The sequence below is a fragment of the Serratia sp. CMO1 genome, assembly GCF_015689115.1.
Lineage (GTDB): Bacteria > Pseudomonadota > Gammaproteobacteria > Enterobacterales > Enterobacteriaceae > Serratia > Serratia marcescens.
On the sequence record NZ_CP065032.1, the window covers coordinates 3,539,121 to 3,563,901 of the forward strand.

Annotated in this window: 23 protein-coding genes; 7 read left to right on the forward strand and 16 right to left on the reverse strand. The window is 60.4% G+C overall.

The annotated features are described in order from the left end of the window. Positions 1-89: 89 nt before the first annotated feature. The 3 genes from IT763_RS16935 to IT763_RS16945 all read right to left on the reverse strand — a co-directional run bounded on the left by IT763_RS16935 (position 90) and on the right by IT763_RS16945 (position 4,010). Positions 90-2,216 carry a S9 family peptidase gene (locus tag IT763_RS16935; protein WP_206194863.1) on the reverse strand — a complete coding sequence of 709 codons (2,127 nt, stop codon included), beginning with the start codon at positions 2,214-2,216 and terminating at the stop codon, positions 90-92. 54 nt (positions 2,217-2,270) lie between these two features. Next, positions 2,271-3,068, reverse strand: coding sequence for a TonB family protein (locus IT763_RS16940; protein ID WP_143778435.1), 798 nt, complete (start codon positions 3,066-3,068; stop codon positions 2,271-2,273). Between the two features lie 102 nt (positions 3,069-3,170). Next, positions 3,171-4,010 carry a ChaN family lipoprotein gene (locus tag IT763_RS16945; protein ID WP_164053732.1) on the reverse strand — a complete coding sequence of 280 codons (840 nt, stop codon included), beginning with the start codon at positions 4,008-4,010 and terminating at the stop codon, positions 3,171-3,173. Positions 4,011-4,187: 177 nt separating this feature from the next. Between IT763_RS16945 and mmuP the strand changes: the two genes are divergently transcribed. Both mmuP and mmuM read left to right on the forward strand, forming a co-directional pair. Then, the gene (gene mmuP / locus IT763_RS16950) at positions 4,188-5,597 is read left to right on the forward strand and encodes an S-methylmethionine permease (RefSeq protein WP_049299547.1); all 1,410 of its coding nucleotides are present in this window, start codon (positions 4,188-4,190) and stop codon (positions 5,595-5,597) included. Next, entirely contained in the window at positions 5,587-6,525 is a 939-nt protein-coding gene (mmuM, locus tag IT763_RS16955; RefSeq protein ID WP_206194864.1) for a homocysteine S-methyltransferase, read from the forward strand. The genes mmuP and mmuM overlap by 11 nt, the downstream gene beginning before the upstream one ends. Before the next feature lie 9 nt (positions 6,526-6,534). On the opposite strand, the gene IT763_RS16960 is transcribed toward mmuM, so the two are convergent. From IT763_RS16960 to IT763_RS16985, 6 genes are all read right to left on the reverse strand, one after another. Continuing rightward, on the reverse strand, positions 6,535-6,891 hold the full coding sequence (locus IT763_RS16960) for a type II toxin-antitoxin system death-on-curing family toxin (protein WP_025303801.1): 357 nt from the start codon (positions 6,889-6,891) through the stop codon (positions 6,535-6,537). Further along, positions 6,888-7,097, reverse strand: a complete 210-nt coding sequence (locus IT763_RS16965) for a type II toxin-antitoxin system Phd/YefM family antitoxin (protein ID WP_004936539.1) — start codon at positions 7,095-7,097, stop codon at positions 6,888-6,890. Before IT763_RS16965 ends, IT763_RS16960 begins: the two co-directional genes overlap by 4 nt. Before the next feature lie 109 nt (positions 7,098-7,206). Then, on the reverse strand, positions 7,207-9,486 hold the full coding sequence (gene maeB, locus IT763_RS16970; RefSeq protein WP_016926766.1) for an NADP-dependent oxaloacetate-decarboxylating malate dehydrogenase: 2,280 nt from the start codon (positions 9,484-9,486) through the stop codon (positions 7,207-7,209). Positions 9,487-9,854: 368 nt separating this feature from the next. Further along, positions 9,855-10,238, reverse strand: coding sequence for a DUF2570 family protein (locus tag IT763_RS16975; protein WP_049299550.1), 384 nt, complete (start codon positions 10,236-10,238; stop codon positions 9,855-9,857). Next, positions 10,235-10,636, reverse strand: a complete 402-nt coding sequence (locus tag IT763_RS16980) for a M15 family metallopeptidase (protein ID WP_049299551.1) — start codon at positions 10,634-10,636, stop codon at positions 10,235-10,237. The genes IT763_RS16975 and IT763_RS16980 overlap by 4 nt, the downstream gene beginning before the upstream one ends. Then, a complete protein-coding gene (locus IT763_RS16985) occupies positions 10,626-10,952 on the reverse strand; it encodes a phage holin, lambda family (RefSeq protein ID WP_004936551.1) in 327 nt (108 codons plus the stop codon). Before IT763_RS16985 ends, IT763_RS16980 begins: the two co-directional genes overlap by 11 nt. Before the next feature lie 292 nt (positions 10,953-11,244). Between IT763_RS16985 and IT763_RS16990 the strand changes: the two genes are divergently transcribed. Then, positions 11,245-12,744, forward strand: coding sequence for a glycosyl hydrolase family 18 protein (locus IT763_RS16990; protein ID WP_049299552.1), 1,500 nt, complete (start codon positions 11,245-11,247; stop codon positions 12,742-12,744). Between the two features lie 85 nt (positions 12,745-12,829). Here the strand turns inward: IT763_RS16990 and IT763_RS16995 are convergent, their stop codons facing one another. Further along, positions 12,830-13,771, reverse strand: coding sequence for a LysR family transcriptional regulator (locus tag IT763_RS16995; protein WP_033639688.1), 942 nt, complete (start codon positions 13,769-13,771; stop codon positions 12,830-12,832). 404 nt (positions 13,772-14,175) lie between these two features. Here IT763_RS16995 and IT763_RS17000 point away from each other — a divergent pair, with 404 nt between their 5' ends. After that, entirely contained in the window at positions 14,176-14,769 is a 594-nt protein-coding gene (locus IT763_RS17000; protein WP_004936574.1) for a lytic polysaccharide monooxygenase, read from the forward strand. A 66-nt stretch (positions 14,770-14,835) separates the two neighbouring features. Here the strand turns inward: IT763_RS17000 and IT763_RS17005 are convergent, their stop codons facing one another. From IT763_RS17005 to IT763_RS17030, 6 genes are all read right to left on the reverse strand, one after another. Further along, positions 14,836-15,798 carry a sugar-binding transcriptional regulator gene (locus IT763_RS17005; RefSeq protein ID WP_004936575.1) on the reverse strand — a complete coding sequence of 321 codons (963 nt, stop codon included), beginning with the start codon at positions 15,796-15,798 and terminating at the stop codon, positions 14,836-14,838. A 95-nt stretch (positions 15,799-15,893) separates the two neighbouring features. Next, positions 15,894-16,550, reverse strand: a complete 657-nt coding sequence (gene dhaL, locus IT763_RS17010; protein ID WP_164053936.1) for a dihydroxyacetone kinase subunit DhaL — start codon at positions 16,548-16,550, stop codon at positions 15,894-15,896. A 3-nt stretch (positions 16,551-16,553) separates the two neighbouring features. After that, positions 16,554-17,555 (reverse strand): dihydroxyacetone kinase subunit DhaK, encoded by a 1,002-nt coding sequence (locus IT763_RS17015; protein ID WP_049299553.1) that lies wholly within the window; start codon positions 17,553-17,555, stop codon positions 16,554-16,556. Positions 17,556-17,584: 29 nt separating this feature from the next. Then, positions 17,585-18,355, reverse strand: coding sequence for an SDR family oxidoreductase (locus tag IT763_RS17020; protein WP_206194865.1), 771 nt, complete (start codon positions 18,353-18,355; stop codon positions 17,585-17,587). A 35-nt stretch (positions 18,356-18,390) separates the two neighbouring features. After that, a complete protein-coding gene (locus IT763_RS17025; RefSeq protein WP_115436379.1) occupies positions 18,391-19,659 on the reverse strand; it encodes an MFS transporter in 1,269 nt (422 codons plus the stop codon). 66 nt (positions 19,660-19,725) lie between these two features. Next, positions 19,726-20,838, reverse strand: a complete 1,113-nt coding sequence (locus IT763_RS17030; RefSeq protein ID WP_028127773.1) for an alcohol dehydrogenase catalytic domain-containing protein — start codon at positions 20,836-20,838, stop codon at positions 19,726-19,728. 318 nt (positions 20,839-21,156) lie between these two features. Here IT763_RS17030 and rpiB point away from each other — a divergent pair, with 318 nt between their 5' ends. The 3 genes from rpiB (at position 21,157) to tkt (ending at position 24,772) form a co-directional block, all read left to right on the forward strand. Next, a complete protein-coding gene (gene rpiB, locus IT763_RS17035) occupies positions 21,157-21,615 on the forward strand; it encodes a ribose 5-phosphate isomerase B (protein ID WP_206194866.1) in 459 nt (152 codons plus the stop codon). A gap of 193 nt (positions 21,616-21,808) precedes the next feature. Beyond that, positions 21,809-22,759 carry a transaldolase gene (tal, locus tag IT763_RS17040; protein ID WP_016926754.1) on the forward strand — a complete coding sequence of 317 codons (951 nt, stop codon included), beginning with the start codon at positions 21,809-21,811 and terminating at the stop codon, positions 22,757-22,759. A gap of 18 nt (positions 22,760-22,777) precedes the next feature. Beyond that, the gene (gene tkt, locus IT763_RS17045) at positions 22,778-24,772 is read left to right on the forward strand and encodes a transketolase (protein WP_206194867.1); all 1,995 of its coding nucleotides are present in this window, start codon (positions 22,778-22,780) and stop codon (positions 24,770-24,772) included. Positions 24,773-24,781: the final 9 nt, after the last annotated feature.

Sequence of the window (24,781 nt, forward strand, 5' to 3'; positions counted from 1 at the left end):
GGCCGACAATGCCCAGCAAAAAGCCCGCCGAAAGCGCGGTAAAAGTTGTTATTGTTTTATTGCGCCGCAGCGTGCCGCGGCGCTGAAGGTTATTTCTGCGCCTGCCGATCCGCCGCCAGAATAAAGGCGTACTCCAGCGCGCCGTTTTCCAGCCGCGCCAGGCGGCCCGATTTGCCGCCGTGGCCGGCGGTCATGTCGGTGGAAAGCAGCAGCAGCGAATCGCCCTGCTTGAAGCGCCGCAGCTTCGCCACCCATTTGGCCGGTTCCCAATACTGCACCTGCGAGTCGTACAAACCGCTGGTGACCAGCAGGTTCGGGTAACGCTGCCTGCGCACGTTGTCGTACGGGCTGTAGGACTTCATCAGCGCATAGGCGGCCGGCTGGTGCGGGTTGCCCCACTCCTCGTATTCCCCGGTGGTGAGCGGAATGCTGTCGTCCAGCATGGTGGTCACCACGTCGACGAACGGCACCTGCGCCACCACCGCGTTGTACAGCTGCGGCGCCTGATTGATCACCGCCCCCATCAGCAAGCCGCCGGCGCTGCCGCCCATGGCGTAGATGCGCCCCGGTTGGCCGTAGCCGTCGTTGATCAGCGCTTGGGTAGCGTCGATGAAATCGTTGAAGCTGTTCGGTTTGTGCGTCAGTTTGCCCTGTTTGTACCAGCGCTGCCCCAGCTCGCCGCCGCCGCGCACGTGGATCAGCGCATAGACGAAGCCGCGATCCAACAGGCTGATGCGGTTGGCGCTGAACGCCGGATCCATGCTCATGCCGTAAGCGCCATAGCCATACACCAGCAGCGGGTTATGCCCGTTTTTGAACAGCGATGTGCGGTACACCAGCGAGACCGGCACCTTCACGCCGTCGCGCGCCGCGATCCAAATGCGTTCGCTGTGATACAGGCTGGGATCGACGCCTTTCACTTCCTGTTGCTTGAGCAGGGTGCGCTCGCCCTTGTTCAGATCCCACTCATAGGTGCGGGTCGGCGTGGTCATCGCCGAATAACCGTAGCGCAACCGATCGCTGTCCGGCTCCGGGTTATAGCCCAGCCAGGCCATGTAGCTGGCGTCGTCGAACGGGATGGCGCGCTCGGTTTTGCCGTCCCAGCTGATTTGCCGCAGCTGCACCAGCCCGTTGGCGCGCTCCTGCACCACCAGCCAGTCGCGGAACAGGCTGAAGCTCTCCACCTCGTGCTGCGCCTGCGGCGCGATCAGCGTCTGCCAGGGTTTACCCGCCGCCGCCGTGTGGTACAGGCCGAAGTTCGGGTCCTGATGGTTAGAGCGCAGGTAGAACTCGCCGCGGTAGTGATCGAGATAATACTCGCGGCCGTTCTGCCGGGCGGCGAACAGCTGCGGCTCGCGCTGCGGCTGGTTGGCGTCGATCAGGCGCACCTCGGAGGTGGTGTTGCCGCTGATGGTCAGAATCAGGTAATCGCGCGAGGACGAGCGGCCGAGGCTGAGGTAGAACGCCGGGTCGTTTTCCTGATACACCAGTTTATCTTCCGCCGGCGGCGTGCCGTACTGATGACGGTAGACCTGATACGGCAGCAGCGTTTGCGGGTGGTTGCGCACGTAGAACAGGGTTTGGTTGTCGTTGGCCCACACCATGTTGCCGGAGGTGTTTTCCAGCGTTTCCGGCGACCAGCGTTCGCTGCCTAACTCGCGCAGGGAGATGCGGTATTGGCGGCGGCCCTGCAGATCTTCGGCCACCGCCAGACGGCGGTTGTCCCGGCTAATGTCCATCGCCCCCAGGCGATAGTAAGCGTGGCCGGCGGCGCGCTGGTTGGCGTCCAGCAGGGTTTGCCACGGCGCGTCGGCGGTGAGCGCCTGGCGCTGATACCGCGCGAACTCTTTACCGGCGGCGTAGCTTTCCTGATAGCGATAACCGTTGAGCTGATACGGCACCGAACGATCGTCAGGACTCATGCGGCCCAGCATCTCCTGATACAGCGTGGCGCGCAGCTTCTGGTACGGCGCCATCATCTGCTCGGTGTAGCGGTTCTCCGCCTTCAGGTAATTCAGTACCTTTTGCTCTTTTCGACTGTCGTCGCGCAGCCAGTAATAATCGTCGGTACGCGTCTCGCCATGCGCCGTCAGCGCTTTCGGCGCGCGTTCCGCCAACGGCGGCTGCGGTTGCGCCAGCGCGGCGCCGGCGACGCCTAAAGAAAGCCAGAGCGCGGCCGCAATGCGGCGACGCGGGGTGAATAACAGCGGATTCATAATCCCTCACGAAGTTTGAAAAGGCGGACGGCGGCGAGGCGGCGTCTGCAGGCATTAACGGCGGGCGTTCAGCTCCGCCAGATTGAAATCGATCGGCATCGTCACCCTGACGGCCCCCTGCTGCAGCATCTCCGGCGGCGGCGGCGGCAACGGCTGCGCGCGCGATACCACCGCCACCGCTTCCCGATCCAGCGACGCGGTGCCGGAACGCGCCAGCAGGATCACGTTCGATACCCGCCCCTGCGCATCGACGCTGAAACTGACCTGCGGCATGCCGCTGCGCCGGCGGCTGCGGGCATCCAAAGGGTAATCCTTGATGCGGTTCAGCTTGCCTTTCACCAGGCTCTCCCACGACAGCTTGGCCTGCGCGTTGCTGTTGGCGTCGCTGTTGATCGGGGCGGCGGTGTGGTGGGAGAGCGTCTGCGCCTGCGGCGCGGCGGCGCTGGACGCGGCGGCATTGCGCGTCTCTTTGGCCTGTTCCTGCGGCTTCGGCTGCGCTTTTTGCGGGGGACGGTGTTCGGCGCGCTTCTTCTGCGCCGTCACGATTTTCGCTTTATCGGCGCGCGCCAGCTTGGGCAGATCCGGCTGTTGCTGCTGCTCAGCGGGCTGCGCTGCGGCGGACTCCGCCTGCTGCACGCCCAGCGGCAGCGGCTTGCTTTCCGGCGCTTCAATCTGCGCCGCCCAGCTCATCATCACCGCCGGCGGCGGCAGCGCCACCGGCTCCAGCGCCGTCTGCGGCCAATAAAACAGCAGCACCAACGCCGCGTGCGCCGCCAGGGCGAGCAGCAGGCCGCGCGCCCAGCGCGGCTGCGGCAGTTCAAAGGCCGGGAGGGAGTAAGACTGACTTAACATAGGGGCATTAGCTTGCTTAATTGCGAATGATTGCAGATCACATTTACTAATGATAATCATTTGCAACTATAATTAACACCCCTTTTCACTCTCTTAACGTATTCATTTCACTGATGGTGTGATCCACAGGTAGTCTGCGGTGTTCGCATCGACCTGTACGCCCGGTTCCGCCAGCATCAGCACCGTCGGCACCGCCGCCGGTTGCAGATCCCGCACGTGCAGCGGCACCCCCACCGATTTGGCGGCGTGATAACCACCGGCGATCAACAGCGCGGGCGTCGGTGCCGCCAGCAAGCGCTCAGCCATGCGCCGATCGCGCTGCTGCTGGATCGCCAACATCGCATGCAGTTGATCGGCCTCAATCTTGCCGCCGTGCGAAGTGCGGATGGTCTCTTCCAGCGCCTTGCGCACCGCCGGCTGCGCCGATAGCTGCCCCGCCGGGAACTGCGGCTGCTGATAGAACGCCGTAATCTCGCTGCGATCCAGGTTGGCCGACCACAGCGGGTAAGGCGCGCGCATCGCCGCCATCGTCACCCCGCCATACAGCTCCCACTTCCAGCCCGGCTGCCAGGCGATCAGTTCCGCTACGCGGCCGTCACGCACCGTGGGATCGCTCTGCAGCCACTGTTTGACCTTGTCTACCTGCGCCTGCTGGTTCGGGTTGATCATCTCCATCAGCACGCTGCCCTGCGGCCGCCGCTGCGGCAGTTGCTGCACCAGCCATTGCTCAATCTGATGGTGGCAAGGATTGTCATGCTTTTCCCCAACGATCACCCGCGGCTGCTGCGCCAATCGCGTCAACAGCTGCTCCGGCGTCAGGGCCGCGCCGCTGTGCAGATCGGTGATGCTTCCCAAACTCGCGACGTCATTGGCCGGCGCCTTCACCGACGTTTGGCTGCAGGCGCCGAGCGCCAAGGCCGCCAATAAAATCAAATATCTCATCATGTTGCCCCATTATCGAAAATGGCGACATTATAGATAATAATTATCATTTGCATATAGATCCGGCTTAACGATTTTTTTACGCGGCGATCGCCGGTGGCGCATTGCGTTAAAAAGGCATTACGGGTATAACCAATAGCCATTCAGATATTTAGACGTCTATACGGATAGATTATTATGCACGCATCGGCGCCCGCCGCAGGGCAGTTCAAACGCAGCATGAAGGCCCGGCACCTGGTGATGTTGTCGCTGGGCGGCGTGATCGGCACCGGGCTGTTTTTCAACACCGGCTACATCATCTCCACCACCGGCGCGCTCGGCACGCTGCTGGCCTACCTGATCGGCGCGCTGGTGGTGTATCTGGTGATGCTGTGCCTGGGTGAGTTGTCGGTGGCGATGCCGGAAACCGGCGCCTTTCACGTCTATGCTTCGCGCTATCTGGGGCCGGCCACCGGCTATGCCGTCGCCTGGCTGTATTGGCTCACCTGGACGGTGGCGCTCGGCTCCAGCCTGACCGCCGCCGGATTCTGCATGCAGTACTGGTTCCCGCAGTCGCCGGTGTGGCTGTGGTGCCTGCTCTTCTGTGCGGCCATTTTCCTGCTTAACGTGGTGACCACCCGTTTTTTTGCCGAAAGCGAATTCTGGTTTTCGCTGATCAAAGTGGTGACCATTCTGGCGTTCATCATACTGGGCGGTGCCGCCATGTTCGGCCTGCTGCCGATGAAAGACGGCACGCCGGCGCCGTTCCTGCATAACCTGACCGCTTCCGGCTGGCTGCCGCACGGCACGCTGCCGATCCTGATGACCATGGTGGCGGTGAACTTTGCCTTCTCCGGCACGGAGCTGATCGGCATCGCCGCCGGTGAAACCGAGAACCCGGAAAAAGTCGTACCGCTGGCGATCCGCACCACGGTGATCCGCCTGATGCTGTTCTTTATCGGCACGGTCTTCGTGCTGGCGGCGTTGATCCCGATGGATCAGGCGGGGATCGTCAAAAGCCCGTTCGTGCTGGTGTTTGAACGCATCGGTGTGCCTTACGCCGCCGATATCTTCAACTTCGTGATCCTGACCGCCATCCTGTCGGCGGCCAACTCCGGCCTGTACGCCTCGGGGCGCATGCTGTGGTCGCTGGCCCACCAGCGCACCCTGCCGGCCTACTTTGCGCGCGTCAATGCGCGTGGCATTCCGATCAACGCCCTGACCTTCAGCATGCTCGGCGGCGTGCTGGCGCTGCTGACCAGCGTGATCGCGCCAGACACGGTGTTCGTCGCCCTGTCGGCGATCTCCGGCTTTGCGGTAGTGGCGGTGTGGCTGAGCATCTGCGCGGCCCACTATGCTTTCCGCCGCGCCTACCTGCGCAGCGGCCAGCCGATAAGCGGCCTGAAATACCGCGCGCCCGGCTATCCATTGACGCCGATCCTCGGCTTTGCGCTGTGCCTGCTGGCCTGCATCGGGCTGGCGTTCGATCCGGAGCAGCGCATTGCGCTCTACTGCGGGCTGCCGTTCGTCGCCCTGTGCTACCTCACCTATTTCCTGACCCGGCGCGCCGGGCAAAAAAATGCTTTGGGAGAACAACATGTCGGTTAACAACCCCGTCGCCCGCCTGCTGGCCGAACAGCCGACGCTGATCCTGGACGGCGCGCTGGCCACCGAACTGGAAGCACGCGGCTGCGACCTGACCGATCCGCTGTGGTCGGCCAAGGTGCTGATTGAAAATCCCGAGCTTATCTATCAGGTGCATCTCGATTATTTCAACGCCGGCGCCCAGTGCGCCATCACCGCCAGCTATCAGGCCACACCGCAGGGCTTCTTGCGCCGCGGCCTGGATCAGGATCAGTCGCTGGCGCTGATCGCCAAAAGCGTGCAGCTGGCGCAGCGGGCGCGCCGCGATTATCTGGCCGCACACCCGCAAGCGGCGCCGCTGCTGATCGCCGGCTCGGTAGGCCCGTACGGCGCCTATCTGGCCGACGGCTCGGAATACCGCGGCGACTATCGGCTGGCGCAGGATGACTTCATTGCCTTCCACCGCCCTCGCCTCGCCGCGCTGGCCGCCGCCGGCGTCGATCTGCTGGCCTGCGAAACGCTGCCGTCGTTCGCTGAACTACAGGCGCTGCTGACGCTGTTGCAGGAGTTCCCGACGCTCGGCGCCTGGTTCGCCTTCACCCTGCGCGACAGCCAACACCTCAGCGACGGCACGCCGCTGACGGAGGTCATGTCCGCGCTGCGCGGCAATCCGCAGGTGCTGGCGATCGGCATCAACTGCATCGCGCTGGACAAGGTCGCCCCGGCGTTGCGTCAACTGAACGCGCTGGCCGACAAGCCGCTGCTGGTCTACCCAAACTCCGGGGAGCACTACGATGCGGTCAGCAAAACCTGGCGCGCCTGCGACGGCGAGCACGGCAGCCTGGTCGATCAGGCGGCGGAGTGGCGCGCGCTCGGCGCGCAATTGATCGGCGGCTGTTGCCGCACCACACCGCAGGATATTCGCGCCATCGCCGCGCGCTGCAAGAAATGAGCAGGGGGGTTATTCGGTTAGCCGGCGTAAGTGTTCAGCGGCTTGTTCTACGTTGAGGCGGCCTTGAGCTGCTTCAACCGTAATTTCGACCAGTTCTGCGTCTTCCCGCAGTGCAATGCCATTAATACCGAGAAATAGCGCCATGCTTTGGAAGGCCGTACGTTTGTTGCCATCAAGAAAAATGTGACCGTGGCTGATGGCGATGAGATAGAGCGCGGCCAAACGGTAAACGTCGGTGACGTTCTCATAGTGGTAAGCATTGAGCACGCGGTTGGCTACAGCCTCAACCTTGCTGCCTTCCTGGCGGCCGTGAGGCACAATTTCAGCGTTGAATTCCGCAATATCCTCTGCGGTCAAAAAGATCATCTATTGGCCAGCGCCTTAATCGTATCCGCGTGTTTAGCCTGAATGCGCGCTTTCACCTTGGCTTTGACCAAAACCTCATAGTCGGCCTTACTGATGATGTAAACCTCATCGTGTCCGCGGCGCGTCACTTCCACCGGCTGTTTTTGCGCTTCCAAAAGCACCTCAGCCAAATTGTTTCTCGCCGCCGTGTAGCTGATCGTAGTCATTTTCTTTACCTGTACATGTACATATTTGACGATTATTTGTACCACGTCCGCTGGAAATAAAAAAGCCCCCGGCGCCAACGGCGCAGGGGGCCAGTCACTAATCCCGGCCTTACAGCGGTTCGGTCTGGGCTTCCACCACCGCCAGCGCCACCATGTTGACGATGCGGCGCACCGAGGCGATCGGCGTCAGGATGTGCACCGGCTTGGCGACCCCCATCAGCACCGGCCCGACGGTCACCCCTTCCGAGCAGGAGACGCGCAGCAGGTTGTAGCTGATGCGCGCCGCTTCCATGTTCGGCATGATCAGCAGGTTGGCCGAGCCTTTCAGCGGGCTGTCCGGCATCAGATCGTGACGGATGCTTTCCACCAGCGCGGCGTCGCCGTGCATTTCGCCATCGATCTCCAGCTCCGGCGCCAGCTCGTTCACCAGCTCCAGCGTTTTGCGCATCTTGCGCGCCGCCGGGCAGTCAGACGAGCCGAAGCTGGAATGAGACAGCAGCGCCACCTTCGGTTCGATGCCGAAGCGGCGCACGGTTTCCGCCGCCATCAGGGTGATCTCCGCCAGCTGTTCCGGCGTCGGATCGTCGTTGACGTAGGTGTCGGCGATGAAAGTGTTGCCGCTCGGCAGCAGCAACGCGTTCATCGCGCCGGCGACGTGCGCGCCTTCACGGAAGCCGAACACGTTCTTCACCACGTCGTAATGCTCGTGGTAGCTGCCGATGGTGCCGCAGATCATCGCATCCGCTTCGCCGCGATGCAGCATGATGGCGGCGATCAGCGTCGGGTTGCCGATCACCGCGCGGCGCGCCTGCTCTTGCGAAACGCCGCGGCGTTTCATGATCTGGTAGTACTCTCCCCAGTATTCGTTGAAGCGCGGATCCGACTCGTTGTTCACCACTTCGAAATCTTTGCCCGGCGTCAGCTGCAGGCCCAGCTTTTTCAGGCGCATCTCGATCACGCTCGGCCGGCCGACCAGGATCGGGAAGGCCAGCCCCTGCGACACCAGCTCCTGCGTGGCGTGCAGCACGCGCTCTTCCTCGCCTTCCGCCAGCACCACCCGCTTCACCTCTTTGCGCGCCTGCGAGAAGATCGGTTTCATGAACAGGTTGGTTTTGTAGACGAACTCCGCCAGCTTCTCCACATAGGCGTCGAAGTCTTCGATCGGGCGCGTCGCCACGCCGGAATCCATCGCCGCCTTGGCCACCGCCGGCGCGATCTTGACGATCAGGCGCGGATCGAACGGTTTCGGAATGATGTATTCCGGCCCGAAGGAGAGATCCTGATCGTCATACGCGGAAGCCACCACGTCGCTCTGCTCCGCCAGCGCCAGATCGGCGATGGCGTGCACGCAGGCCAGCTTCATCTCTTCGTTGATGGTGGTGGCGCCCACGTCCAACGCGCCGCGGAAAATGAACGGGAAGCACAGGACGTTGTTCACCTGGTTCGGGTAGTCGGAACGGCCGGTACAGATGATGGCGTCCGGGCGCACCGCTTTGGCCAGCGGCGGCAGAATTTCCGGTTCCGGGTTGGCCAGCGCCATGATCAGCGGATCGCGCGCCATGGTTTTCACCATATCCTGCGTCAGGACGCCCGGGCCGGAGCAGCCGAGGAAGATGTCGGCATTCGGGATGGCGTCGCCCAGCGTGCGCTGGCCGTTATCCTCGATGGCGTAGGCGGCTTTGGTCTGTTCCATATTGGCGTCGCGGCCTTTATAGATGACGCCTTTGGAGTCGCAGACGGTGATGTTCTGCTGACGCAGCCCCAGCGCCACCAGCAGGTTCAGGCAGGCGATGGACGCCGCGCCGGCGCCGGACACCACCAGCCGCACATCGGAGATGTTCTTCTTCACCACGCGCAGGCCGTTAAGCACCGCGGCGGTGGTAATGATCGCCGTGCCGTGCTGGTCGTCGTGGAACACCGGGATCTTCATGCGTTCACGCAGTTTCTGCTCGATGTAGAAACACTCCGGCGCCTTGATGTCTTCCAGGTTGATGCCACCGAAGGTCGGTTCCAGCGCGGCGATAATGTCGATTAACTTGTCAGGGTTATGCTCATCCACTTCGATATCAAATACATCGATACCGGAAAACTTCTTGAACAAAACGCCCTTGCCTTCCATCACCGGCTTACCGGCCAACGCGCCGATATTGCCCAGACCCAGTACCGCCGTGCCGTTGGAAATCACCGCCACCAGATTGCCACGCGCGGTGTATTTGTAGGCCGCCAGCGGATCTTCGGCGATCTCGAGGCAAGGCGCGGCGACGCCCGGCGAATAGGCCAGCGCCAGATCGCGCTGGGTCGCCAACGGTTTGGTAGGGGAAACCTGGATCTTCCCTGGGACAGGAAACTGATGGAAATCAAGGGCACTCTGTTTGAGCTGTTCGTCCATTATGGATTCCTTTGTTTTTTGCTTTTATGTTGAGGTAAGGCTTTGAGGCTGCGCCCTGCCGTGGGCCATGGCGCCCAATTACAATGACAGGGCACAGCCTTGAAGTATAGTGAGAGAAACATCACAAACTTTGAAGCGCGCCATAACCTTGGTCGAAAGAGCGTTTTAAAAGTAAAAAAAGAAGATCTGCGAGACGAGCAGAGAAACGCCGCCGTCAGCGCGGCGGCAGCGTGGCGCGCCAGGCGTTGAGCGTCTCCACCTGGCCGGCGCAAATGTGTAACGAGGTTTGTAATGCCAGGGTATAGCTCACCGCATCCCCCCAGGTCTCTCCCTCTAACTGCGGTTGTTCACAGGGAGCGAAAACCGACTCAGGGGGCAACAGCGGCACGGCCTGCGGCGTCAGCGGCGGCCGGGCGCAGGAGCTCAAGCACAGCGCCAGGCAGAGGCTGAGCGGCGCAGGGATCGTTTTTAATCGCTTCACGGTATTTCCTCTGATAAGCCTCGTGTTGTTGGCGCAACTGCCGTTCCTGCCGCTGCTGCGCCGCCATCAGCGCGCGATTTTGCGCATCCTGTGTCTGCAAGGTGGCGATAAGCCCCGCCTGCTGCGCCAGGCTTTTTTGCAGTTCCGCCGCCTGTTGCCGCGCGGACGCCAACTGGTGCGACAGCAGCGAGCTATAGCCGCCCAGGCAGATGGCCGCCAGTAACAACAGCAGCAAGCCGCCCTGCATCAGTTTTTGCAGCCAGCCGCTCATGCCGGATAGTCCCGGAACGGCAGTTGGAAGTGCGGGCCATCCTTGAGGGTTTTCCACTCGCCGCCCCATTCGACGTTGATGCCGCATTCACGCGCCGCGCGCCGCACCGCCACCGCAATCTGCGCGTAGTAATCCCACTCCCAGGAGGCCACGCCCGCCGGCATCGCCACCACGTCCACCGCGTGCCCGGTCAGGTGGCGGCTGCGCAGCGTTTGGCTGCTGCCGGCGCGCACCATTTCCCGCTGGCGCGCCATGCTGCGCAGCCCCTCGCTGACGGAAAACGGCACCAGCGAATAACGCAGCGCCAGGCGAATAACGCGCACCAGATCCGGGTGCACGCCGCGCAGGTTCTCTTCGCTGCGGGCGGTAAAACGAATCTCTTCAATGTCATTTAACATTTTTAAACCCCGTCTTTTTTCCGATGAATTTTTTAATTAAGGCGTTGATGTAATCCGCCCCCATAAAACCAATCAGTACGCTGGCCAAATTCGCCCACTTTAATTCCAGGCCCATCAGCGCCAGCGCATCGCGCACCGTCCAGGCCAATAACGCGCACATCGCCGCATTCAATAAACGGCGCCGAATGCCCACGTTGCGGTAAGCGCCATGTAATAGCGCCATCACGCCGGCCAGAATGGCGTTCAATACCGGCTGAAGATATTCACATACTCGCTGGACTATTAAGCCAACAGCGTCAGGCTCTATGCTGGACATAGCTCATCTCCTTTTTATTTTTAATTAAATGCCAATCACGGCCGGCGGGACATCGGATACTCAGAATCTAGTTAAGGATGCTATTACAAAGCAAATGAATAAATACAGGCCCTATGGTCGAATTCATTCACGCTGAACGTTGGCACAACACATAAAACGCCAATGCATGCGGCAGTTAATAAAAATTCATTCTTATGGTGATTTATTTCGACTTTTATTCTCGATGAAAATAAACATTAATGGCGACGGGGAATATTCCCCCATTGAAAAACATCCACTCTGGAGAAATGCCATGTCCACACGCAAAGCCGTTATTGGGTATTATTTTATTCCGACCAACCAAATCAATAATTACACCGAGACCGATACGTCTGTCGTACCGTTCCCGGTTTCCAACATCACGCCGGCCAAAGCCAAACAGCTGACGCACATTAACTTCTCGTTCCTGGATATCAACAGCAACCTGGAATGCGCCTGGGATCCGGCCACCAACGACGCCAAGGCGCGCGATGTGGTCAACCGTTTAACCGCGCTCAAAGCGCACAACCCCAGCCTGCGCATCATGTTCTCCATCGGCGGCTGGTACTACTCCAACGATCTGGGCGTGTCGCACGCCAACTACGTCAACGCGGTGAAAACCCCGGCGGCGCGCACCAAGTTCGCCCAATCCTGCGTGCGCATCATGAAGGATTACGGCTTCGACGGCGTGGACATCGACTGGGAGTATCCGCAGGCGGCGGAAGTGGACGGTTTCATCGCCGCGCTGCAGGAGATCCGCACCTTGCTGAACCAGCAAACCATCGCGGACGGCCGCCAGGCGTTGCCGTATCAGTTGACCATCGCCGGCGCTGGCGGCGCCTTCTTCCTGTCGCGCTATTACAGCAAGCTGGCGCAAATCGTCGCGCCACTCGATTACATCAACCTGATGACCTACGATCTGGCCGGCCCCTGGGAGAAGATCACCAACCACCAGGCGGCGCTGTTCGGCGACGCGGCCGGGCCGACCTTCTACAACGCGCTGCGCGAAGCCAATCTGGGCTGGAGCTGGGAAGAGCTGACCCGCGCCTTCCCCAGCCCGTTCAGCCTGACGGTCGACGCCGCCGTGCAGCAGCACCTGATGATGGAAGGCGTGCCGAGCGCCAAAATCGTCATGGGCGTGCCCTTCTACGGCCGCGCCTTCAAGGGCGTCAGCGGCGGCAACGGCGGCCAGTACAGCAGCCACAGCACGCCGGGCGAAGATCCGTATCCGAACGCCGATTACTGGCTGGTGGGCTGCGACGAGTGCGTGCGCGACAAGGATCCGCGCATCGCCTCCTATCGCCAGCTGGAGCAGATGCTGCAGGGCAACTACGGCTATCAGCGGTTGTGGAACGATAAGACCAAAACCCCGTATCTGTATCATGCGCAGAACGGGCTGTTTGTCACCTATGACGATGCCGAGAGCTTCAAATACAAAGCGAAGTACATCAAGCAGCAGCAGCTGGGCGGCGTAATGTTCTGGCATTTGGGGCAAGACAACCGCAACGGCGATCTGCTGGCCGCGCTGGATCGCTATTTCAACGCCGCAGACTACGACGACAGCCAGCTGGATATGGGCACCGGCCTGCGATACACCGGCGTCGGCCCCGGCAACCTGCCGATCATGACCGCGCCGGCCTATGTGCCGGGCACCACTTACGCCCAGGGCGCGCTGGTGTCCTACCAAGGCTACGTCTGGCAGACCAAGTGGGGTTACATCACCTCGGCGCCCGGCTCAGACAGCGCCTGGCTGAAGGTGGGCCGCGTGGCGTAAGCCGTAAAAAAACCCCGTAGCCGAATGCTGCGGGGTTTTCATTGAGTTAACCGTTTGATTTTCGCGTCCCTTCGTCTCTATTCCATCAGTTGTGGCACCACGGATAGCCGCCATCCCGTACCACTTCGCGGCCCATCAGGCTGTAGACATCGCTTTTGCGCGTCAGCCGCTCATGCCACCAGTTAAACCCGGCGCCCTTGCTGGCCGGATGCCACGCCAGCCAAATCATTTCGTCCCCCTTTTGCATCTCCACCGGCACCGTCACCAGTTCACCGCTGGCCAGTTCCTTTTCAATCAACGCAGGCGGCAGAAAAGCGTGGCCGATGCCGCGCTTGAGCAGCGCCAGATTGCTTTCCACATCGCATACCACCAACTGACGCTGCAAGGGCAGCGTGCCGTGATTGCGTTTAGGCAGCTCATGGCTGCTGTCGGCGATCGCGACCACGATGTCGTTCAGCCGCTGCTTCTTGCATACCGGCGTTCTCTGCGCCGCGAACGGGTGGGAAGGCGACACGCACAGCACAAAGTCGAGCTTGCCGAGCATCAGGGTTTTGGCCTGCACGCTGTCGGGGATTTGGCCGATGGCGATGATCAGGTCCGCCCGGTTGTTCTTCAGCGCATCCCAGGTGCCGTTCAACGCTTCCCGCTGCACCGAGATATTGGCGTTCGGGCAATGCTGAATATAGTCGCGGATATCCTGCGTCAGCGTTTCCAGCGGGAAGAAGGTGTCTACCGCCAGGCGGATATTATTGTCTAGCTTGGGAATGTTGCGCACCCGGCTTTCCAGATCCTGCACCGCATTTAATATCCAGCTGCCCTCCTGCAGGAGAAACTCCCCTTCATCCGTCAGGGTAATCATGGGGCCATTACGATGAAAAAGTTTCACGCAGAGTTTGCTTTCAATATTGGAAACCCGATAAGAGATCGCCGAAGGCGTTTTATGCAGCGCCTCCGCCGCCATAGAGAAAGATCCGGTGTTCTTGATGGTGCTGATTATTTTAATCGCGTCCAGGGATAATCTAGTCATACAAATTCCTCTTTAAAATAAAATAAGAAAAATGACACTAAATTCCCAAGGTGGTGGCGCACAAAAATCGATCAAATCAAACAAGGGTACTCAACGCAACAAGCAATATACTTCATAAATGAGAGCGCTATCTTAAATACTATTCATCACTACTTGATATAAATTTCATCATAGCGCCGTGCTTTTACACTGTGACAGTTAAATAAATTCGGCCTAACGATCAAAGATCGTCATCATAATATTTTTCGTTAATAGCCGGTAAAACATTCCAATCTACGGCCAAACCAGAATGGTAAAAATAAAACAAGCCGACAAGAAGGGTTATTTCCAATTGCGTTATTAGTCTCTCATTTTGTCGGTGAAATACGCTCAACTTACAACATAATTTCAGTCAGGAGTGACTTATGAACAAAACTTCCCGTACCCTGCTCTCTCTGGGCCTGCTGAGCGCGGCCATGTTCGGCGTTTCGCAACAGGCGAATGCTCACGGTTATGTCGAATCGCCGGCCAGCCGCGCCTATCAGTGCAAACTGCAGCTCAACACACAGTGCGGCAGCGTGCAGTACGAACCGCAGAGCGTCGAAGGCCTGAAAGGCTTCCCACAGGCCGGCCCGGCTGACGGCCACATCGCCAGCGCCGACAAGTCCACCTTCTTCGAACTGGATCAGCAAACGCCGACGCGCTGGAACAAGCTCAACCTGAAAACCGGCCCGAACTCCTTTACCTGGAAGCTGACCGCCCGTCACAGCACCACCAGCTGGCGCTATTTCATCACCAAGCCGAACTGGGACGCTTCGCAGCCGCTGACCCGCGCTTCCTTTGACCTGACGCCGTTCTGCCAGTTCAACGACGGCGGCGCCATCCCTGCCGCACAGGTCACCCACCAGTGCAACATACCGGCAGATCGCAGCGGTTCGCACGTGATCCTTGCCGTGTGGGACATAGCCGACACCGCCAACGCCTTCTATCAGGCGATCGACGTCAACCTGAGCAAATAATCGGTCAAATGAGGAGATCGTTGAGGGTTCAGCCTGGCGCTGAACCCTTTTTTTTTGCAGGTGCCGCTATTGCGACATGTTGAGGATAGTGCGCACATTGAGCGCGCTGGTGGCGATAATGTCGATGGCGCCGGTGCGCAAAGCGCCCAAAATCGCCAACGCCTTGGTATTCTCGGAAGCAATGGCGATCACGCAAGGGATTTTGCGCAGCTCATCAATGCTCAGCCCGATCACTCTGTCATTCATCACCGTGTCGACATGCTGCCCCTGAGCATTGAAAAAGTCATAGCCGGCGATGTCGCCGATCACGCCCTGATTAAGGCTGGCGTCGATAATCTCATGCGGCGTAAACCACCCCAATTTCACCATATAGCTGTTTTCATTCATGTCGCCAATACCGACTAACGCCACATCGGCCTTACGCGCGCGGTCCAGCGTTTCCTTGATCGTGCCGTTCTGCATGAAGGCGTCTTTCAGCGCGCGATTTTCGACGTAGGCCGGCGCGTAAAGCGTCTCGCTGCTGCCGCCGAACTTCTTCGCCAAGCGCCGACTGATATGGTCGGCGTTGATCGCATCGCCCGGACGGTGGGTGCCGCCGATGCCGCAGATGAACTTGCAGTTGCGTTCCGTCACGCTGCCGACGTGATCGGCGATCGCCGCCACGTTGCGTCCCTGGCCGACCGCCAACACCATATCGTCTTTCAGCGACATCGCCAGATAGTTGGACACCAGCGCCGCCACCTGCCGACGCTGTTCCTCTTCGTCCTGATGGTCGAGCGCGATCAACGCGCGGCTGATGGGAAAACGTTCCATCATCTGCTGTTCCAGCCGGGTGCTGAATACCGGGTGATAACGCACGTTGATCTCGACGATGCCTTCTTCCTTGGCGCGCTTGAGCAAACGACCGACTTTGATCCGTGAGATGCCGAATTTTTTGGCGATCTCTTCCTGCGTGATCTCATCCTGATAATAAGCAACGGCGATTTCGGTCAGCAGTTCGTTATCCTGGGACACAGTTTGTTTTTCCATCCGTTAGACGTTTCCCCACGGCAGGCCGGTTGATGATGGCGGAGGGACGATACACGCCCCTCCGACAAGGCTGAATGCCCGCTAGTATAACGCGTTCAAGCGGCAACGGTATTCAGTCGTTGTTCCACCTCGTCCGCCAATCGGGTCAAGAGCAGGCAGCAAGATACCGCGCCGGCGTCCAGTACGCCGCGCGAACGCTCGCCCAGACGGCTGGCGCGGCCGATTTTCGCCACCAGCTCGCGCGTGGAATCGCGCCCGCGTTCCGCGGCGATCCTCATCTTTTCCAGCGCTGCGGCGAAGTCGTCACCGCGCCCGGCCGCCTGCTCAAACGCCGCCACCGCCGGTATCAGCGTATCCATCAGACACTTGTCGCCCACGCCCGCGCTGCTGATGTCCTGCAGTTCGCTCAATCCGCCGTGCAACATCGCCAAAAATGCCTGCTTATCCAGCACGCTGCGCTCACGGACGCTCTCCGCCATGCCCATGAACAGGCTGCCGTACAGCGGCCCCATCGAACCGCCGATGCCCTCCATCAGCGCATCCGATACCGCATCGAACGCCTGCGCCAGCGTGAGCTCACGGCCGCGAATGACATCGCCGCACATCGCGAATCCCTTCGACATATTAATGCCATGGTCACCGTCGCCGATGGCGCCGTCGATTTCGCTCAGGTATTCGCGGTTGCTGATAATGGTTTCTATCAGCCCCGTAACGATCTCACTGCCGTACCGGGTTGAAATTTGTTCCGTCATGATTCACTCCACCTGGGTTAAGCCTAAAGATTGCGCCGGCATGTCCAGCAGCGTTTTCAGTTCGTCATCCAGCGTCATCAGCGTCAGCGTCACGCCCATCATTTCCAGCGACGTGAAGTAATTGCCGACGTAGCGCCGATGCACCCGCACGCCTTTCGCCGTCAACCGACGCTCTATTTCGGCATAATAGATATACAGCTCCATCACCGGCGTGGCGCCAAGCCCGGAGATCAGCAACGCCACCTCCTGGCCTTGTTCCAACGGCATATCGTTGAGCACAAAATCGAGCATGGTGCCGGCCATCGCCGACGCCGACTGGATCGGCGATACCTCAATGCCCGGTTCGCCGTGATGGCCGATGCCGATCTCCATCTTGCCGTCTTCGATATGAAAATTGGGTTTGCCGACCGCGGGAATGGTGCAGGAACTGAGGCCGACGCCGATCGAACGACACCGGTCGATAGCTTTTTGCGCCGCGCCGATCACGCCGTCCAGATCGTATCCCTTGGCCGCCGCCGCCGCGCCGACCTTCCACATCAGAATTTCGCCGGCCACGCCGCGTCGCTTATCCCTCTCACTGGCCGGCGCCGAGGCGACGTCATCGTTGGCCACCACGGTTTTCACCCGTATGCCGGCCGCCGTCGCCTTCTTGATCGCCATCTTGACGTTCATGTTATCGCCGGCGTAGTTGCCGTACAGGCAAGCGACGCCCGCACCGCTGTCCGCCGCCTTGAAGGCGTCGAGAAAAGCCCCCGCCGTAGGCGATGAAAAAATCTCGCCAATCGCGACGGCATCCAGCATGTTTTTGCCGACATAGCCCAGGAACGCCGGCTCATGGCCGGAGCCGCCGCCGGTGACGATGCCCACTTTGCCGGCGATCGGCGCAGGCGGATATTTCAACACCCGCGCATTGTCGGTGGTGGCGTAATAGTTCGGGTGGGCCAGCCTGTAGCCCTGGATGGCGTCTTCCACTACGTGATCGGGATCGTTAATGATTCTGTTCATCGCGGCCTCTCTGTCGCCTGAATAAGAAATTATTGAATGGTGTAACCGCCGTCGACCACCAGGTTGGCGCCGGTGATCATCGCCGCCGCGTCACCGGCCAAAAACAGGGCGCTGGCGGCGATATCTTGCGGCTCAGCAAAGCGCCGCAGCGGAATTTTCTGCTTCATCTGCTCAGCCACCTCGCCAGACCAGGCCTTACGGCCCAGCTCCGTCAAAACCACGGTGGGTGAAATGGCGTTGACCCGCACGTTGTGCGGCCCCCACTCCAGCGCCAGCACCTGGGTCAACCCGATAACGCCCGCTTTGCTGGCGCAATAGGCCAGGTGATTAGGCAAAGCCACCACCCCGGCCTGCGAGGCGAGATTGATGATGCTGCCGCCGCGCTGACTAATGAAACGGCGCCCTACCGCCTGGCAGGTAAGAAACACGCCTTTCAGATTGACCGCCAGGGTTGCATCCCACGCCGTTTCCGGCAGCTCCTCGGCCGGATGCAGCGCGACGATGCCGGCGCTGTTGACCAGCACGTCCAGCCGCCCGAAATGCGCCTCAATCTGCGCCACCGCCCGCTCCACCGACGCGGCATCGGTGACGTCGGCCACGACGCCCAACGCCGCCTCGGCGTCCAGCTGTCGCGCCACTTCCGCAACCTGCGGCGCCCGATCGAGCAGCGCCACGCGCGCGCCGTTTTGCAGATAGAGTTCGGCAATCGCGAGACCGATCCCCGCAGCGCCGCCGGTAATCAGCGCCACCTTGCCCTGCAGCGAGAGCTCGCGCGGCGCCGTAGTTTGATGATTAATCATAAATTTCCCCTTAAAACTGTGAACTTCACGATCGGTCAGGATATTTTCGCCAAACTCGCGCCGCGTTCTTCCTGCGCCGTCGCGCTTTCTTTCGGCAGCGTGACAAATTTCATCAGCACGCCGCTGAACAGGTACAAACCGGTAAAGATCCAGATCACGCCAACGGCGCCGAGGCTGCCGATAAACAGCCCCACCACCGCCGGGCCGACAAAGGTGCTCAGGCCGGCGCCCAGATTGAGAATCGACATCGCCGCGCCCTTATTATCCGGCGCCAGCGACGGCATGATGGCCGACAACGGCACAAACGCCGCCAGACAGGCGCCGAACAACCCGGCGGCGCACACGGTCAGCAGATAATTGGCGCCGAAGAATTGCGGCACGTAGTAGAACATCAGCGTGGTCAAGGCGCAGCCGACGCAGCCAAACCACATCACCACATTGCGCCAGCCGAGCCCGTCGCTGATCACGCCGAAAATCAGGTTGAAAATGATGTTGACCGTCCACAGCGCGGCGTACATCTGCAACCAATGCGTGCGGGTGAACCCCATATCCATCATGTACATGGGCATGAATACGACGAAGCCGTAAGCCGCAGAGGTATTAATGGTGCGCACGATGCCGCCCAGGCCAATCTTCGGGTTTTCAAACGCGATGGTGATGCCCTTCAAGACGTAACCCAGCGACGCTTTTTCCCGGTTGCCGCTCTGTGCCGCGCCGTCGTCGCGATTGAGCATCAGCGCAATCACCGCGCCCAGCACGACGAAAATCAGCGCGCTCCACAGCGTGTGGATCTCGCCGAGATAAGGCAGCATGATGCTGGAATACAGCACGCCCAGCACGCTGAGCCCGCCGCTGTAGACGAACCAGAAAATCCCCACCGCCGACCCCAGCCTTTCCGGCGGCGCCTCATACGCCACCCACACCAGAAAACCGTAGGCAAATAGCGGATAGCCCAGGCCGCGCAGCGCATAGGTCGGCACCATGATCGCCAGGTTGTTGCTCGGCAGGCCGAACGTCAAAAAACACACCGAACCGAATAGAAACAGCAGCAGGCCGGCCAACATCACCCGCCGGGCGGTAAAGATTTCCGCCAGCACGCCGGAAAACCAGGCGGCGATCGCGGCCGCAAAGCCATAAACGCTGAACAGCAGCGCCGATTCCTGAATGCTAAGCCCTTTGCCAATCAAATAAGGCGACAGCCATCCTTGTTCCAGCCCTTCGCCCATCATGAACACCAACACGCCGGCATAGCCCAGCAGCAGTTTCGGTGACAGACCAATGCGATGAATCAGTCCATGCAACATAGAACACCCCAGCACATGTGATTATGGAGGCGCAGGCTCGCCCGCACCCGAGGAACGACGCAGGTTTCAGAGGTTTGGATTAAGCACCACTTTGATTGAACCGATGCCGCGCTTCATCAGCTCGAAACCTTCGGCGAACTGTTCCAGCGGCAACGTATGCGTCACCACGCCTTCGGTCGGCAGATCGCCATTGGCGATGCCTTCGATCACCAGCGGGTAGCAGTAAGGGCCGAGGTGCGAACCGAGCACGTCCAGCTCCTTGCGGTCGCTGATGATGCTCCAATCGACGGTCACCGGATCCTTGAACACGGAAAATTCGACGAAGGTGCCGAGCTTGCGGATCAGCGTCAGGCCCTGTTCCACGGACTTCTGTGCGCCGGTCGCCTCGATGTAGATGTCGCAGCCGTAGCCGTCGGTCATCGCTTTAACCGCGGCGGGCACGTCGTCACGGGTGGGATTCAGCGTCACATCCGCGCCGAAGCGCTTCGCCAAGGCCAGACGTTCGTCGGACAGATCCAGCACCACCAGCTTCGAAGGCCCGGACTTTTTGATCGCCCCGATCATGCCCAGCCCCAGGGTGCCGGCGCCGGCCAACACCACCACATCGCCCAGTTTGATATTGGCGCGTTGCACCGCATGGAAGGAGCAAGCATAGGGTTCGATCAGAATGGCTTTTTCGATCGGCAGGTCGGCCGGCACATGGTAGTTAATCGCCTCTTTGGTGAACTTCATGTACTCGGCCATGCCGCCGTTAACGTTTTTCTGGAAACCGTACAGGTCATGCTTTTCGCACATCCAATACTGACCGCGGTTGCAGAAGCGGCATTGCCAGCAGGGAACGATTTGTTCTGATATCACGCGATCGCCGAGATTGAAGCCCTCGACGCCTTCGCCGTACCCCACGACATGGCCGATAAATTCATGGCCGGGGATCATCGGCGCCTTGATGTATGCCGGTTGTTTTTCATCGCCCCAGAAGCTGGGCGCCCCTTCGAACGCTTTAACATCACCGGCGCAGATGCCGCAGGCCTCGATCTTCACCAGGATCTCTTTCGGGCCGATCTTCGGTACCGGCACCTGTTCCAGGCGGTAATCTTTCGGGGCGTACGCCACAACCGCCTTCATGATCTCGGGGATACCGGCCGCCATTTTCGCCTCTGTTATGCAGGTCTGACACATAGCACTCTCCTCTGGTAGGGGAACTTATTTTGATCATTAATACAAACAAAGAACAAATGAACACTAACGCCGCGCGTTCAATTTGCCCACAGTGAACTTATCAAAGTGTGATATCGCTCAAAAACCCGTCTCAACTAGGGTAAACAACGATTGAAAGCCCTTTTTTAGTGACTGATATCACCTTTTACAGTGGCAAACTGAAAAATCCAGCAAAAAACAAAAGAACATCAATTGAACATTTGATTAAACAGGGATACGGTAATGAACGTGGCGCCACCGAGGATCGCCACCCTTTTCGTTACCAATCAGGAGACCGCTATGCTGCCTATCGCCATCGGCGCCGATGATGCCGCCATTGAACTGAAGGATCTGATCGTTGCCCACCTGCAACAACGGGACATCCCCGTCATTGACTACACGACGGATCGCGCCGTAGAAACGGGGATCTATCCCGATATCGCCTATCGCGTCGCGCAGGCGATACGGGAGGAAAAACATCGGCGGGGCATCCTGCTGTGCGGCACCGGCATCGGTATGAGCATCGTGGCCAATAAAGTGCCCGGCATTCGTGCGGCGCAATGTCACGATACCTACTCCGCCCAACGGGCGCGCAAAAGCAATGATGCTCAGATCATCACGCTGGGCGCGCGGGTCATCGGTGCCGAACTGGCGAAAACCATCGTCGATGCCTGGCTGGAATCGGAGTTTGAAGGGGGAGGATCGGCGCCGAAAGTCGAGCGAATCGGCTATTACGAAAACGCGGCCGGACGGCGTTAAACCGCCTGCAGTCTCGATGGCGGTCGCGCGCAAGCCGCGCTCCGCCTGGGTTTATTCGGCATTCATTGTTATTATCCATCGCAACAATCAGAAAAAGCGCATTTTCATTCTCGATCCGATGATGCAGTGTGTTCCCCCTATGATGAAAAAGGTTCTCATTTCCCTACATTGAGCTTGGTCAAGGAGCTTATCAATGAATCAATTAGACGCACTCAAGCAGCTGACCACGGTGGTCGCCGACAGCGGCGATATCGAATCCATCCGCCAGTTCGAACCCCAGGACGCCACCACCAACCCTTCGCTGATCCTGAAAGCCGCCGCGCTGCCGCAGTACAAAGCGCTGATCACCGAAGCGCTGGAGTATGCCCGCCGCCAGGGCGGCAGCAAGGAAACCCAGCTGATCAACGCCAGCGATAAACTGGCGGTCAACATCGGCGTCGAGATCCTCAAAAGCGTGCCGGGCCGCATCTCCACCGAAGTGGACGCCCGCCTGTCGTTCGATCGCGGCATGTGCGTCGCCAAAGCGCGCAAACTGATCGGCATGTATCAGGAACAGGGCATCGACAAATCGCGCATCCTGATCAAACTGGCTTCCACCTGGGAAGGCATCAAAGCCGCCGAAGAGCTGGAAAAAGAAGGCATCAACACCAACCTGACGCTGCTGTTCTCCTTCGCCCAGGCCCGCGCCTGCGCCGAAGCCGGCGTGTATCTGATCTCGCCGTTCGTCGGCCGCATCTATGACTGGTATCAGGCCAAACAGCCTGCCGCCGACTACGACGCCGATCAGGATCCGGGCGTGAAATCGGTGCGCACCATCTATGAATACTACAAGCGTCATCGTTACCAGACGGTGATCATGGGCGCCAGCTTCCGCAAGGTTGAGCAAATCCTGGCGCTGGCCGGCTGCGATCGCCTGACCATCGCGCCGAACCTGCTGGAACAGCTGAAAAACAGCGAACAGCCGGTCGAGCGCAAGCTGACCCCGTCGACCGAGGGCTTCCACCAACCTGCCCCGCTGGCCGAAGCGGAGTTCCGCTGGCTGCACAACCAGGACGCCATGGCGGTGGAAAAACTCGCCGAAGGCATTCGCCTGTTCGCCGTCGACCAGCAGAAGCTGGAAGACATGTTGGCCGCTCAACTGTAATCGCACTGGAGTTTCGTTATGTCTTCTCGTAAAGAGCTTGCCAACGCCATCCGCGCACTCAGCATGGACGCCGTACAAAAAGCAAATTCCGGCCACCCGGGGGCCCCTATGGGCATGGCGGACATCGCCGAAGTCCTGTGGCGTGACTATCTCAACCACAACCCGACTAACCCGCACTGGGCTGACCGCGACCGTTTCGTGCTCTCCAATGGCCACGGCTCCATGTTGATTTACAGCCTCCTGCACCTCACCGGCTACGACCTGCCGATGCGCGAGCTGGAGAACTTTCGTCAGCTGCATTCCAAAACCCCGGGCCACCCGGAGTACGGCTACACCCCGGGCGTTGAAACCACCACCGGCCCGCTGGGCCAGGGCATCGCCAACGCCGTCGGCTTCGCCATCGCCGAACGCACCCTGGCGGCGCAGTTCAACCGCCCCGGCCACGACATCGTCGACCACCACACCTACGCCTTCATGGGCGACGGCTGCATGATGGAAGGCATCTCGCACGAAGTCTGCTCCCTGGCCGGCACCCTCAAGCTCGGCAAGCTGACCGCCTTCTACGATGACAACGGCATCTCCATCGACGGCCACGTCGACGGCTGGTTCACCGACGACACCGCCCTGCGCTTCGAAGCCTACGGCTGGCACGTGGTGCGCAACGTCGACGGCCACAACCCGGACGCCATCAAGGCCGCGATTGAAGAAGCCCGCAAGGTGACCGACAAGCCGTCGCTGCTGATGTGCAAGACCGTTATCGGCTTCGGTTCGCCGAACAAGGCCGGCACCCATGACGTGCACGGCGCTGCGCTGGGCGCCGCCGAAGTGGCCGCCACCCGCGAAGCACTGGGCTGGAAATACGCCGCCTTTGAAATCCCGCAGGACATCTACGCCCAGTGGGACGCCAAAGAAGCCGGTCAGGCCAAGGAAGCGGCCTGGAACGACAAGTTCGCCGCCTACGCCAGGGCCTTCCCGGAACTGGCCGCCGAGTTCAAGCGCCGCATGAACGGCGAGCTGCCGGCCGACTGGCAAGCCGACGCCAAGGCGTTCGTGGAAAAACTGCAGGCCAACCCGGCCAACATCGCCAGCCGCAAGGCGTCGCAGAACGCGCTGGAAGCGTTCGGCAAGGTGCTGCCGGAGTTCCTGGGCGGCTCCGCCGACCTGGCGCCGAGCAACCTGACCATGTGGTCCGGCTCGAAAGCGCTGAACGTTGACCCGGCGGGCAACTACATTCATTACGGCGTGCGCGAGTTCGGCATGACCGCCATCACCAACGGCATCGCGCTGCACGGCGGCTTCCTGCCGTACTCGGCGACCTTCCTGATGTTCGTGGAATACGCCCGCAACGCGGTGCGCATGGCGGCGCTGATGAAGCTGCGCAACGTGTTCGTCTACACCCACGACTCCATCGGTCTGGGCGAAGACGGCCCGACCCACCAGCCGGTGGAGCAGCTGGCGAGCCTGCGCGTGACCCCGAACATGAGCACCTGGCGCCCGTGTGACCAGGTGGAATCGGCGGTGGCGTGGCAGTACGGCATCGAGCGCAACGACGGCCCGACCACCCTGGTGTTCTCGCGTCAGAACCTGACCCAGCAGCCGCGCACCGCAGAGCAGCTGGCGAACGTGTACCGCGGCGGCTACGTGCTGAAAGACTGCGCGGGCACGCCGGACGTCATCCTGATTGCCACCGGCTCTGAAGTGGGCATCACGGTGGAAGCGGCGGACAAGCTGACCGCGGCGGGCCGCAAGGTGCGGGTGGTGTCGATGCCGTCGACCGACGCGTTCGACAAGCAGGATGCGGCGTACCGCGAGTCGGTGCTGCCGGCGGCGGTGACGGCGCGTGTGGCGGTGGAAGCGGGTATCGCGGACTACTGGTACAAGTACGTGGGGCTGAACGGCGCCATCGTGGGCATGACCACCTTCGGTGAGTCGGCGCCGGCGGAGCAGCTGTTCGCCGAGTTCGGCTTCACCGTGGACAACGTGGTGGCGCAGGCGCAGGCGCTGCTGAAGTAAGCGGCCTGG

What these genes read in the sequence shown, in the direction of transcription:
- tal (WP_016926754.1), top strand. Translation starts at nt 21,809, where the DNA reads ATGAATCAATTAGACGCACTCAAGCAGCTGACCACGGTGGTCGCCGAC.
- maeB (WP_016926766.1), bottom strand. Translation starts at nt 9,486, where the DNA reads ATGGACGAACAGCTCAAACAGAGTGCCCTTGATTTCCATCAGTTTCCT.
- IT763_RS16940 (WP_143778435.1), bottom strand. Translation starts at nt 3,068, where the DNA reads ATGTTAAGTCAGTCTTACTCCCTCCCGGCCTTTGAACTGCCGCAGCCG.
- IT763_RS16980 (WP_049299551.1), bottom strand. Translation starts at nt 10,636, where the DNA reads ATGTTAAATGACATTGAAGAGATTCGTTTTACCGCCCGCAGCGAAGAG.
- IT763_RS16935 (WP_206194863.1), bottom strand. Translation starts at nt 2,216, where the DNA reads ATGAATCCGCTGTTATTCACCCCGCGTCGCCGCATTGCGGCCGCGCTC.
- mmuP (WP_049299547.1), top strand. Translation starts at nt 4,188, where the DNA reads ATGCACGCATCGGCGCCCGCCGCAGGGCAGTTCAAACGCAGCATGAAG.
- IT763_RS17030 (WP_028127773.1), bottom strand. Translation starts at nt 20,838, where the DNA reads ATGTGTCAGACCTGCATAACAGAGGCGAAAATGGCGGCCGGTATCCCC.
- rpiB (WP_206194866.1), top strand. Translation starts at nt 21,157, where the DNA reads ATGCTGCCTATCGCCATCGGCGCCGATGATGCCGCCATTGAACTGAAG.
- IT763_RS17015 (WP_049299553.1), bottom strand. Translation starts at nt 17,555, where the DNA reads ATGAACAGAATCATTAACGATCCCGATCACGTAGTGGAAGACGCCATC.
- IT763_RS16965 (WP_004936539.1), bottom strand. Translation starts at nt 7,097, where the DNA reads ATGACTACGATCAGCTACACGGCGGCGAGAAACAATTTGGCTGAGGTG.
- IT763_RS16975 (WP_049299550.1), bottom strand. Translation starts at nt 10,238, where the DNA reads ATGAGCGGCTGGCTGCAAAAACTGATGCAGGGCGGCTTGCTGCTGTTG.
- IT763_RS16945 (WP_164053732.1), bottom strand. Translation starts at nt 4,010, where the DNA reads ATGAGATATTTGATTTTATTGGCGGCCTTGGCGCTCGGCGCCTGCAGC.
- IT763_RS17025 (WP_115436379.1), bottom strand. Translation starts at nt 19,659, where the DNA reads ATGTTGCATGGACTGATTCATCGCATTGGTCTGTCACCGAAACTGCTG.
- IT763_RS16990 (WP_049299552.1), top strand. Translation starts at nt 11,245, where the DNA reads ATGTCCACACGCAAAGCCGTTATTGGGTATTATTTTATTCCGACCAAC.
- mmuM (WP_206194864.1), top strand. Translation starts at nt 5,587, where the DNA reads ATGTCGGTTAACAACCCCGTCGCCCGCCTGCTGGCCGAACAGCCGACG.
- IT763_RS16995 (WP_033639688.1), bottom strand. Translation starts at nt 13,771, where the DNA reads ATGACTAGATTATCCCTGGACGCGATTAAAATAATCAGCACCATCAAG.
- tkt (WP_206194867.1), top strand. Translation starts at nt 22,778, where the DNA reads ATGTCTTCTCGTAAAGAGCTTGCCAACGCCATCCGCGCACTCAGCATG.
- dhaL (WP_164053936.1), bottom strand. Translation starts at nt 16,550, where the DNA reads ATGACGGAACAAATTTCAACCCGGTACGGCAGTGAGATCGTTACGGGG.
- IT763_RS17020 (WP_206194865.1), bottom strand. Translation starts at nt 18,355, where the DNA reads ATGATTAATCATCAAACTACGGCGCCGCGCGAGCTCTCGCTGCAGGGC.
- IT763_RS16960 (WP_025303801.1), bottom strand. Translation starts at nt 6,891, where the DNA reads ATGATCTTTTTGACCGCAGAGGATATTGCGGAATTCAACGCTGAAATT.
- IT763_RS16985 (WP_004936551.1), bottom strand. Translation starts at nt 10,952, where the DNA reads ATGTCCAGCATAGAGCCTGACGCTGTTGGCTTAATAGTCCAGCGAGTA.
- IT763_RS17005 (WP_004936575.1), bottom strand. Translation starts at nt 15,798, where the DNA reads ATGGAAAAACAAACTGTGTCCCAGGATAACGAACTGCTGACCGAAATC.
- IT763_RS17000 (WP_004936574.1), top strand. Translation starts at nt 14,176, where the DNA reads ATGAACAAAACTTCCCGTACCCTGCTCTCTCTGGGCCTGCTGAGCGCG.